1 protein-coding gene and 1 pseudogene are annotated in these 558 nt (G+C 39.6%); both read left to right on the top strand.

All coding sequences use genetic code 11. The annotated features are described in order from the left end of the window. The coding region (locus L696_RS30840; RefSeq protein ID WP_245233284.1) for a hypothetical protein at positions 1 to 297 on the top strand (297 nt) is incomplete at its 5' end. Next, positions 294 to 558: pseudogene (locus L696_RS28240) on the top strand (hypothetical protein); the annotation flags it as partial. The gene L696_RS30840 and the pseudogene L696_RS28240, both read left to right, overlap by 4 nt.

Raw genomic sequence — 558 nt, 5'->3', positions numbered from 1 at the left:
AGATTAATGTTCTATGATACGAAGCTGGAAATTTTGAATAATGCCAATTTCACACCTGTTATGTCTATGATGGCAGATGTACAACCTTATCGTAAAAGCTTTTTATTTGAAGATGGCTACACACTAGAGACGACATATCGAGCTTTCTGTCCACTGGAGTCTTTATTGCAATTAAACGGCTATGTTCGAATCAGCAAGGATGTCTTTATTATTTTAGACATCAAGGAATGGAGTGACTATATGGAATTGTATCTATTTCGCTGCAAGCCAGATTTTGTATTGGAGGTGAAGGAGTGACACGGAGCTTAGAACCGATGCTGGATTTCTTTCTGCGAGAGAAGGGAGAGCTTGTGCATATCAATGGTATGCGACAGCTTGCTCTGATTCGAGATGCGGCAAATAATATTCAAAGCACCGATGAAAAAATTATTCGAGCAGCAACACCTTTACATACAGGAGATATCGTGGATTATCGTGATGAACGATATTTAATTACCAGTCAAGTGGATCAAAATGAACAATCTTGTCGAGGCAGGATGCGGAAATGCAATCAACGGC

The sequence above is a fragment of the Paenibacillus maysiensis genome (assembly GCF_000520815.1).
Taxonomy (GTDB): Bacteria; Bacillota; Bacilli; order Paenibacillales; family Paenibacillaceae; genus Paenibacillus; species Paenibacillus maysiensis.
This window is presented reverse-complemented; position numbering and strand designations above follow the sequence as displayed.